Origin of the sequence: Hymenobacter elongatus, assembly GCF_004745955.1 — a bacterium.
In the GTDB taxonomy this organism is placed as follows: Bacteria; Bacteroidota; Bacteroidia; order Cytophagales; family Hymenobacteraceae; genus Hymenobacter; species Hymenobacter elongatus.
In genome coordinates this window covers 1-10,152 of the sequence record NZ_SRLD01000071.1, presented here as the reverse complement: position 1 = coordinate 10,152, position 10,152 = coordinate 1, and the positions used below count along the sequence as shown (strand labels likewise).

Annotated in this window: 7 protein-coding genes, 1 tRNA gene and 1 rRNA gene; 5 read left to right on the top strand and 4 right to left on the bottom strand. The window is 52.3% G+C overall.

Annotated elements, in window-relative coordinates; translation table 11 throughout:
- Window positions 1-665: 665 nt before the first annotated feature.
- The 4 genes from clpX to E5J99_RS20320 form a co-directional block, all read right to left on the bottom strand.
- Window positions 666-1,895 (bottom strand): ATP-dependent Clp protease ATP-binding subunit ClpX, encoded by a 1,230-nt coding sequence (gene clpX, locus E5J99_RS20335; protein WP_135499644.1) that lies wholly within the window; start codon window positions 1,893-1,895, stop codon window positions 666-668.
- A 318-nt stretch (window positions 1,896-2,213) separates the two neighbouring features.
- Window positions 2,214-2,921: a ClpP family protease gene (locus E5J99_RS20330; protein ID WP_135499643.1), complete on the bottom strand. Its 708-nt coding sequence runs from the start codon at window positions 2,919-2,921 to the stop codon at window positions 2,214-2,216.
- Window positions 2,922-3,035: 114 nt separating this feature from the next.
- Complete coding sequence (gene tig / locus E5J99_RS20325) at window positions 3,036-4,424, bottom strand: trigger factor (protein ID WP_245319148.1); 1,389 nt, start codon at window positions 4,422-4,424, stop codon at window positions 3,036-3,038.
- Between the two features lie 43 nt (window positions 4,425-4,467).
- Window positions 4,468-4,549 (bottom strand) — tRNA-Leu (locus E5J99_RS20320).
- Window positions 4,550-4,818: 269 nt separating this feature from the next.
- On the opposite strand from E5J99_RS20320, the gene E5J99_RS20315 reads away from it, so the two are divergent.
- From E5J99_RS20315 to E5J99_RS20295, 5 genes are all read left to right on the top strand, one after another.
- Entirely contained in the window at window positions 4,819-7,026 is a 2,208-nt protein-coding gene (locus tag E5J99_RS20315; protein WP_135499642.1) for a RelA/SpoT family protein, read from the top strand.
- A gap of 169 nt (window positions 7,027-7,195) precedes the next feature.
- Window positions 7,196-7,669, top strand: a complete 474-nt coding sequence (locus E5J99_RS20310) for a Fur family transcriptional regulator (protein WP_394345958.1) — start codon at window positions 7,196-7,198, stop codon at window positions 7,667-7,669.
- The gene (locus tag E5J99_RS20305; RefSeq protein ID WP_135499640.1) at window positions 7,666-8,013 is read left to right on the top strand and encodes an STAS domain-containing protein; all 348 of its coding nucleotides are present in this window, start codon (window positions 7,666-7,668) and stop codon (window positions 8,011-8,013) included. Before E5J99_RS20310 ends, E5J99_RS20305 begins: the two co-directional genes overlap by 4 nt.
- Entirely contained in the window at window positions 8,013-9,284 is a 1,272-nt protein-coding gene (locus E5J99_RS20300; protein WP_135499639.1) for an adenylosuccinate synthase, read from the top strand. Before E5J99_RS20305 ends, E5J99_RS20300 begins: the two co-directional genes overlap by 1 nt.
- Before the next feature lie 806 nt (window positions 9,285-10,090).
- Window positions 10,091-10,152, top strand: a 16S ribosomal RNA gene (locus tag E5J99_RS20295); the annotation flags it as partial.

Below are 10,152 nucleotides of genomic sequence, written 5' to 3'. Positions count from 1 at the left end.
AAACAGGCCCTCTCTCAGGCTATCGACTGCATTACCAGCCGGGACGCCCGGAACTGGTTTGACCACTGCGGCTATCACACACAAGCCGGCAAACGATAAGGATACATGGTTCACGAATCTGCTATATGGCAGCACTTATTCCCACCCAAGGCTTGTGTAGAATTTTCCAAGAGAAAACGAGTAATAGAACCGAAGTGAGAAAGGAGGCAAAAGCAGCTGGTAGCCTGTGCGACCAAGTAGAGACGCCCCCAATAGTATAACATATTGCCTGTAAAATAGGCATTAGAGGGGGCTTCGTATTTAGTGTATCAGGGTCCTGCCATAATACATTACCAACCAGTCGTGGCGAGCAAGTATATTAATTGCATTGATAGCTAAGCGTGACTCATCCCAAAACTGTAAAGGCTGCTTCCCAAGGTCGTGCAAAAAGAGCCAAGCTATAACTGCTACAATGGAAAGTATTAAACATGCTTTGATAAAGCCTTTTTGATAAGCGCTAAGAAGTGTTTTTAAAATCGAGTGCATATGTTTAATATATTTTTTTGTTCAAATAGATCATTGTTTTAACAAAAATATCTTACAACGAAGTGCCTTATAAATAAGAAGAGCTGTGGTAGAAAATTAATTTTCCACCACAGCTCTTCTTATTTAATGACTGATATTCTCTACGCTGCCCGCAGCTGCTTCAGCGGCGACTTCTCGAACTTGCTCTGGGCATAATCCAGATCAATAATCAGCTCTTTGGCATCGGCATCCGAGGGCATGTCAAACATGGCGTCGGTCATGATACTTTCACAGATGGAGCGCAGGCCCCGGGCCCCGAGTCGATACTCGTCGGCTTTCACCACGATGTACTCCAGGGCTTCTTCCGTGAAGGTTAGCTCGATGTTCTCCATCTCAAAGAGACGGTTGTACTGCTTCACAATCGAGTTTTTGGGCTCCGTCAGAATCTTGCGCAGCGTGGCGTGGTCCAGCGGGTTGAGGTGGGTGAGCACCGGCAGGCGGCCAATCAGCTCCGGAATCAGGCCAAAAGCCTTCAGGTCGACAGCCGTGATGTAGCGCAGGAAGTTGTTGGTATCAACTTTCTCGTCCAGCTGGGTTTTGGCAAAGCCCATGGGCTTGGTATTCAAGCGGCTCTTGATGATCCGGTCGATACCGACAAACGCGCCACCGCAGATGAAGAGGATGTTCTCGGTGTTCACCGTAATCATCTTCTGCTCGGGGTGCTTGCGGCCTCCGTGGGGCGGCACATTCACCGTAGTGCCTTCCAGCAGCTTCAGCATAGCCTGCTGCACGCCCTCGCCACTCACGTCGCGCGTGATGCTGGGGTTGTCGCTCTTACGGGCTATCTTATCTACTTCATCAATGTAAACGATGCCACGCTCGGCGGCTTCCACGTTGTAGTCAGCGGCCTGGAGCAGACGCGTCAGAATGCTTTCCACATCTTCTCCCACGTAGCCGGCTTCGGTCAGCACGGTAGCGTCGGCAATACAGAAGGGCACCTGTAGGATGTTGGCCAGCATTTTGGCCAGGAATGTTTTGCCCGTGCCGGTTTCGCCCACCATGATAATGTTCGACTTCTCAATCGTCACCTCATCCTTGCCGGCCGTTTTGGGCTGCATCAGGCGCTTGTAGTGGTTGTACACCGCCACCGACATCACCTTTTTGGCTTCGTCCTGTCCTACCACGTACTGGTCCAGATAGTCCTTCATCTCCCGAGGCTTAATCAGGTTGAATTTGGGCGTCTTGGAGTTCGAGCGGATTTTGTTCTCCTCATTCAGTATTTGCTGGGCCTGACCCACGCACCGCTCACAGATGTGCGCATTGATGCCGGAAATCATGACCGAGACATCTTTCTTGTTCTTACCGCAGAAGGAACACGTTATATCTGCCATTGCTAGGACTCTCAGAATAGGAAGAAGGCCTGGTTTTGCCCAAGCCCCTTCAAAGGTACGAAAACGCAAACGCCGGGCGTGGCAAAAAAAGTTGCCAACGACGGCGTCTCTGCTTAAAAGAATCAAAAGCCCGCTTCCGGGTTGGTAACCGAAAGCGGGCTTCTAAAGGGTTGTCAAAAACGATTCAGAACGTCCTGTCGAGCGAAGTGCGACATCTCGCGTGCAATGGCAATCAGATTATGTCTGCAACGTCAGCACGCGGGATATCTCGCTTATGCCTGACAGGAAGTGCTGGAGAAAAAGGTAGCGTAAGACAGCTTACGCTACCTTTTTCTCCAGCACTTCGTCGATCAGGCCGTACTCTTTGGCTTCGTCGGCGCGCATCCAGTAGTCACGGTCGGAGTTGTCGTGAATCTCCTGGTAGGTTTTGCCCGTGTGCTGCGCCAGAATGTCGTACAGCTCCTTCTTCAGCTTCAGAATCTCCCGGGCCGTGATTTCGATATCCGACGACTGACCTTGCGCACCACCCGACGGCTGGTGAATCATGACGCGGGCGTGGGGCAACGCCGAACGCTTATCCTTGGCACCACCTGCCAGTAGCACGGCACCCATCGAAGCCGCCAGACCAGTGCAGATCGTGGCTACATCAGGACCAACATACTGCATCGTGTCGTAAATGCCGAGGCCAGCATACACCGAGCCGCCGGGTGAGTTGATGTAGAGCAGAATGTCCTTCTTGGCATCAGCCGACTCCAGGAAGAGTAGCTGAGCCGTAATGATGTTGGCGATATAGTCATCCACGGCCGTGCCCAGGAACACGATACGGTCCATGATGAGGCGGGAGAAAACGTCAATTTCAGCGAAACGCGTGGGGCGCTCCTCAATCACCGAGCGGGTCATGCCCGTGGGCAGCATCATCCCTGAGCGTACCTGGCCTTCAACATGATTCAGATACTGGTCCACGCCCAGACCGCTAAGGCCCTGGCCTTTCACGGCAAATTTGCGGAACTCTTGTTTATTCAGCATGGGAAAAAAGTAGGGTAGAGAAGATTAGAGACAGAACCCGCCGGGCAACAAAAAAGCCCTGACTGGCAAGTAAGGGCTTTTTTGTTGGTTACAAAACCAAGGCGTAGCTAAGGCTTAGCTGGCACCCTGAGTCCGGAAGTCCTCGGCCGAAATCGGGTTGTCATTAACAACAACTTTGCCGCGCAGGTTTTCGATGACTTTCTCTGCCAGAATGGCCTCATACTCGTTCACGTAGTTCTTGCCGTTCTCCTGCCGCAGGTAGTTGTCGGCAAAGCCACGTACCGACTCCTGCAGCTCCTCGCTGATTTCGGGCAGGTTGAACTGGCCCATAATCTTCTGCATGGTGCGGTCGACGATTTCGTCGTTTTCCACCTTCAGGCCCTGCTCCTCAACTACTTTGTTGCGGATCATCGACCATTTCAGCTCCCGCTCATAGTCGGCGTAGTGCTCTTCTACCTGCTCGGCGGTCAGTTTGCCGGCATTAGCCCGCACCAGCCACTTCTTGAAAAACTCGGTCGGAATCTGCACCGTCGTAGCGTCCACCATCTTGTCGATGATCTGACGGTTCAGCAGGTTTTCGGCTTCGCGGTCGTAGTTTTCCTGTACCGTGGCGCGTACTTTCTCGTCGAACTCCTCTTTCGAGGTCACGATGTCTTTGCCAAACACCTTGTCGAACAGCTCCTGATCGTGCTCCGGTTTCGCGGTACGGTTGATTTTTTCTACGCTCAACGTATACTCGCCGCTGATAGTAGCCGCCTCTTCCTTCGAATGACCCGAGAAGTTGGCGATATCCGAAGCGTTGCCGGCGAAAGCATCGGCCAGGTCGAAGGTAACGGCGTCGCCGGGCTTCACGCCCACGAATTTCTCAGCGCCGTTTTTTACCTTATTAATAGGCAGCAATACGGTGCGCTCCGTCGTCGCGTCATCGCCTTTCTTCAGCTTACCATAGAGGTAGTCCGTCGCTTCCGAAACGTCGGGGTTAGTGCTTTCGCCAAACTGACGGCCAATCTGGTCGTACGTTTCTTCCAGCGTACTGTCGTCAACGGCCACTTGGTGGCGGTCAATACTGATGGTCTGGTCGGCTGGCAGCTCGAAATCGGGCAGCAGGCCCAACTCAAACTTAAAGTCGAACTCCTTCTGCGTATCGAAATTTACTTCGCTGGGTAGGGGCAGGGGCTCACCCAGGATTTTGATGTTATTTTCCTTGATGTAGCCATCTACAGCCTTGCCAAGCAAGCCGTTGATTTCTTCGCCCAGGATGCCTTTGCCGTACATCTTGCGCACCAGGCCTACGGGCACTTTGCCGGGACGAAAGCCTTTGATTTGCGCCTTTTTGCTGTATTCCTTCAGCTTCTCGTCCACGGCGGGCGAGTAGTCAGCTTCCGTCAGGTGTACTGTCAGGATGGCACTAAGCTGGTCGTCGTTTTTGTCGAAGGTGATATTCAAAGCGGGGTCGTCGGTTAAAGTAAACGAATCGAAAGCGGGCGAAAAAGAAACCCCCAACGGTTGGGTTGAGGGCTCAGGTACTCGTTGAAAAATTATTATGTGCGGATGGAGGGACTCGAACCCACACGCCTTGCGGCACCAGATCCTAAGTCTGGCACGTCTACCAATTTCGCCACATCCGCGGTTCCCGGCCTACTGCCTTGGGGGCGCAAAGCTACACAAGCATCCTGAAAATTCAAACCAACGGCAGAAATCCGTGCAGAAAGTAGAGCAGAGGCGTAGGAGAAGAGGAAAAAGCATCGTCGAACAGCCACAGGAGGCACTACCGAGTTCTGTAAGGATTTCCGGTTCCATGCTGTTATAAATAGCGCCCTGGCGAAAATCCCGCCCGACCCTGCGTACTTTCGTAAAGCATAGTATATACGAGGCTTTTTGGCTTCACCCCGCATACATGGCCACTCTGATTGACCCCGAAGTAGAACGCAACGAGATTCTACGGCAATACCGGCGCTTGCTGCGTACTGCCAAGCCCTACCTTTCCGGCAACGACGCCAAGCTGATCAAAAAGGCGTTCAACACTTCCTTGGAGGCCCATAAGGAGATGCGCCGCAAATCCGGGGAGCCCTATATTTTGCACCCGCTGGCCGTAGCCCAGATTGCGGTAGAGGAAATCGGGCTTGGCACTACCAGCATCGTGGCCGCTCTGCTGCACGACGTGGTAGAGGACACGCCCTGGGAAATTTCGGATGTGGAGCGCGAATTCGGCCCCCGCGTGGCCCAAATCGTGGACGGCCTGACCAAAATCTCGGGCGTTTTCGAATACGGCACCTCCGAGCAGGCTGAGAACTTCCGCAAGATGCTGCTCACGCTCTCGGAAGACGTACGTGTTATCCTGATCAAGATTGCCGACCGGCTGCACAACATGCGTACGCTCGACTCGATGCCGCGCCACAAGCAACTCAAGATTGCCTCCGAAACCATTTACCTCTACGCTCCCCTGGCCCACCGGCTGGGCCTCTATGCCATTAAGAGCGAACTGGAGGATTTGTATCTGAAGTACACCGACACGGACGTTTTCAACGAACTAACGAACAAAGTCCGGCAGAGTCGCGGAGCCCGCAACCGCTTTATTAAGGAGTTCGTGACCCCGATTGATGAGGAATTGAGGGCCCAGGGCTTTGGTTTCGAGATAAAAGGCCGGCCGAAGAGCATCTATTCCATTCTGCGCAAAATGCGCAAGCAGAATGTGACGTTTGATGAAGTATACGACCTGTTTGCCATTCGCGTCATTCTGGATGTGCCGCAGGAGCAAGAAAAAGCGGCTTGCTGGCAGGTATATTCCATCGTCACGGACTTCTATCAGCCCAACCCCGACCGGCTGCGCGACTGGGTGAGCACGCCCAAAGCCAACGGCTACGAAAGCTTGCACACCACCGTCATGTCGCGCACTGGCCAGTGGGTGGAGGTCCAGATTCGTAGCCGCCGGATGGATGACATTGCTGAGAAAGGCTACGCAGCGCACTGGAAATACAAGGATACCGGTTCCGTGCAGCCCGAATCGACGCTCGAAGCCTGGATTGCCAAAGTGCGGGAAATGCTCGAAACCAATAACTCCAGCGCTCTGGAGTTCATGGATGAGTTCCGGCAGAACCTGTTCGTCAAAGAGGTGTATGCTTTTACGCCCAAAGGCAAGCTGGTTATTCTGCCCGATAAGGCCACGGCGCTGGATTTTGCCTTCGAAATTCATACCCATATCGGCCTGCAGTGCCTCGGCGCAAAGGTCAACCAGAAACTGGAGCCGCTGAGCTATCAGCTCCGCAACGGCGACCAGGTCGAAATTCTGACTTCCCAGAAACAGCGCCCCACCGAGGAATGGCTGCAGTATGTGATTACCTCCAAGGCCCGCAGCAAAATCAAGGATTTTATTCGCGACGATAAACGAGTCAAGGCTGAAGACGGCCGTTTCATTATCGAGAAACGGCTGGAGCTGCTGGGAGTGCCCAGCAACCAGGAAACCCTAAATCGACTGCTGGCACATTTTAACCTGCATAGCCCCCAGGATTTCTTCTACCGTATTGCCGTCGGGCAGATCGATGGGCGCGAGATAAAGGAAAGTCTTTTTGACCCTACCCAAGAGTCGCCGCGAAGCCCTTCTATCTTGGAGCCGAAGGCTTTCGACCAAGAAGTGCAAAAAATCAGAGGAGTACGAGCCGACATGCTCGTTATCGGCCAGCAAACGCAGAAGTTCGACTATACCATTGCGCCCTGCTGCAATCCTATTCCCGGCGATGACGTGTTCGGTTTCGAAACCGATAAGGGCATTGTAATTCATCGCACTTCCTGCCCGAAAGCCGTGGAGATGATGTCGAACTACGGCAACCGTATCGTGCGTGCCAAGTGGACGGATCAGTTGGAGCTGGCTTTCCTGGCTGGCATCCGCATCAAAGGCTCCGACCGGGTGGGCTTGGTCAACGACGTTACGCGTATTATTTCCAATAGCCTGAAAGTGAATATGCGCTCCATTACTATCGATTCTAATGATGGTTTCTTCGAAGGACAGATCATGGTGTTCGTCAACGATACCGACCACCTCAACAAGATGATTCAGCGGCTTTCCAAAGTAAATGGCGTGTTGCTTGTCGAACGCTTCGCTTCCTAAGTCCTAGAAAGTTTAAAAAGTCTTAGACGGTACAAAAAGCGAGGCGTTATTCTTTAGCTGGCCAGCTAAAGCGTTTGATAAGGAAACCATGCGCTCGTTTTGGAGTTGAAAACCTCATAAAGGCACGACTTTCCTTACCTTTGATACTCCTTATATATAAGGTCACATAATGCTAGACAAAGAGAAGTTTGAAGAGGTAAAGAAGATCTTTACTGCCTACCTCGAAAATAAAGGCCTACGCAAGACTTCCGAGCGTTATGCCATCCTGGAGGAAATATACTCTCGCACGGGGCACTTCGATGTAGAAGAACTCTACGCGGGCATGAAACAGCAGGGGCTGCAGGTAAGCCGTGCCACGGTTTACAATACGCTGGATCTATTAGTAGAGCATGGTTTAGTAAGCAAGCACCAGTTTGGTCGTAATCTGGCTCAGTATGAGAAGTCGTATGGGTATCGTCAGCACGACCACGTCATCTGCACCGAGTGTCATAAAGTAGTCGAGTTCTGCGACCCACGCATCCATGGCATCCAGACGATGGTCGGCGACCTTTTGAATTTCCATATCTTGCATCACTCTTTAAACCTTTACGGCGTCTGCGGCGATTGTCGCGCCAAAGCCGCCGCCCGCGCAGCCAGCGAATGAAAACTGAATCTACTGTAAGCAACGGCATCCTACACGTTCGCCTTTCCGGCGACCTGATCGGCAGCCCTGATACCCAACAACTCCTCCAATCCGTCGACGACCATCTGGGCGAATCCGTGATGCTCTGCGCTGTCGACCTGTCCGGCGTACGTTACATCAACAGCACTGGTATTGGTGTTTTGGTCTCACTCCTCACCAAGTTTCGCAGCCGTGGTGGTGAGTTAGTGCTGATCAACCCCGCCGACCACCCCCGCAAGATGCTGGCTCTGACCAAGCTCAACGCCATATTCACCATTGCCGAAAACGAATTGGCTGCGGCCGAAGCCCTTAAATCTACTAACTAATGCCCGTTGATGTACTTGTAGGCCTACAGTGGGGCGACGAAGGAAAAGGAAAAATAGTTGATGTACTTGCTCCTACCTATGATGTAGTGGCGCGCTTCCAAGGCGGCCCCAATGCGGGACACACGCTCACTTTCGACGGTACAAAGCACGTTTTGCACCAAGTGCCGTCCGGTATTTTTCATCCTCATATTATCAACGTCGTTGGCAATGGGGTTGTACTCGACCCGGTTGTCTTCCGCGTCGAGCTCCAGAAACTCACCGACAGGGGAGTAGACTGGGCCAAAAACCTCCACATCTCCAAAAAGGCTCAACTTATTCTGCCTTCCCACCGCGCCCTCGACCGGATTCTGGAAGAAGCCCGTGGCGGCGGCAAAATCGGCTCTACTCTAAAAGGTATCGGCCCCACCTACCAGGATAAGATCGGCCGCACTGGCCTGCGTGTCGGTGATATTCTCGCTGCCGATTTTCAGGAGCGCTATAATGAAGCGGTAGCCCGCCACGCCACGCTCGCTAACTTCCACAATCAGCAGCTCGACATCGAGCAAGCCGAAGCCGACTTCTTCTCCGCCATCGACTTTCTGCGCACCCTACAGCTCGCCGATACCGAGTACCTGCTAAATGATCTGCTTCGCCAGGGCAAGAAGATTTTGGCCGAAGGCGCCCAGGGCTCCCTATTAGATGTCGATTTCGGCACTTATCCGTTCGTAACGTCCTCCAGTACCATTGTTGCCGGGGCCTGCACCGGCCTTGGCATCGCCCCGCGCCACATCGATAAGGTATACGGAATCAGCAAAGCCTACTGTACCCGTGTAGGTAGTGGCCCTTTCCCTACCGAGCTTCACGATGCAGTAGGCGAGCAAATACGCACCGCTGGCCGCGAGTTTGGTGCTACCACCGGTCGTCCCCGCCGTTGCGGCTGGATTGATCTTCCGGCTTTGCGCTACAGCATCATGCTAAACGGCGTCACCGAAATTCATCTTATGAAAGCCGATGTGCTAGATGAATTCGACGAAATTCGTGTCTGCACTCATTACCGCAGCCCGGAAGGGGAGGAAACCAATCAACTTCCTGACCTCAGTGACTTGCAAACAATGGAGCCAGTCTACACGAGCATGCCCGGTTGGAAAGTAAATCTGCAGCAAATTGATTCTGCAGGAAATTTGCCAAAGGAATTAAAAGACTATGTCCGCTTCTTGGAAACACAATTGGAGGTTCCGATTAGCATCGTTAGTGTCGGCCCTGACCGTGTCAGCACACTGCATATGGGGTAAAGCCACCCATTGAACCCATAAAGTAAGAGCGCGGCAGAGAAAACTTCTCTGCCGCGCTCTTACTTTATAAGCCATTCTCAGAGCCCGGTTATAGAATGAAGAAAGTTTTGTTTCCTTTTCGTGAAGCAGCTTTGAGCTACAACGGGTTATTCGCCAGTTCACTAGCGGCAGCTAGCTATAATGCCGAGCGGCTTTTAACGAAAAAGAACACAGCCAAGTTTGGAAATCTGCGTGGAAGCCTGCACTTTTGCACTCCCAAATCGGACGGATTCAGGGCGTAACCGGAACATGGGGTTGCTAAAAAAAAGCGGAGTTGGGAGTTGGAAAAGCCGAACAAACGGTGTTACCTTTGCAGCCCACTTCGGAAGGAAGAGGAAAGGCCAGCCAGAAAGAACACGGAGAAAAATAAAAGTTCCGCAGTTGTTTGGAAAGTGGCGATGGAGGTTGTTACCTTTGCAGCCCGCTTCGAGAGGAAGGGGAAACAGAAAGTAAGAGCAAATCGAAAGCTAAAAAAATAAATTTTCGCTTTTGGTTGCAGAATGAAAGCAAGCTCTTACCTTTGCACTCCCAAACCGAATGAGGCAAGGGAATTAATAGTAAAAGCAGCCGGATTTATCCGGCACACGGTTCCACTAAATGAGTGGGGCACACGTTCTTTGAATAGTTGGAAATGACAAACAGGTAAGCCTTTCTACTTCTTCGGGAGTGGGGAGGAAGACAAGCGACAACGAACGAGACTTACTCGTTAATACGAGTCGGATCAGCACTCGACATCAGCTCATGTTCGCATGAGTGTAGGATTTTATACAATGGAGAGTTTGATCCTGGCTCAGGATGAACGCTAGCGGCAGGCCTAATACATGCAAGT

Coding starts and splice junctions, on each gene's coding strand:
- clpX (WP_135499644.1), bottom strand. CDS start 1,895: ATGGCAGATATAACGTGTTCCTTCTGCGGTAAGAACAAGAAAGATGTC.
- E5J99_RS20330 (WP_135499643.1), bottom strand. CDS start 2,921: ATGCTGAATAAACAAGAGTTCCGCAAATTTGCCGTGAAAGGCCAGGGC.
- E5J99_RS20315 (WP_135499642.1), top strand. CDS start 4,819: ATGGCCACTCTGATTGACCCCGAAGTAGAACGCAACGAGATTCTACGG.
- E5J99_RS20310 (WP_394345958.1), top strand. CDS start 7,196: ATGCTAGACAAAGAGAAGTTTGAAGAGGTAAAGAAGATCTTTACTGCC.
- E5J99_RS20305 (WP_135499640.1), top strand. CDS start 7,666: ATGAAAACTGAATCTACTGTAAGCAACGGCATCCTACACGTTCGCCTT.
- E5J99_RS20300 (WP_135499639.1), top strand. CDS start 8,013: ATGCCCGTTGATGTACTTGTAGGCCTACAGTGGGGCGACGAAGGAAAA.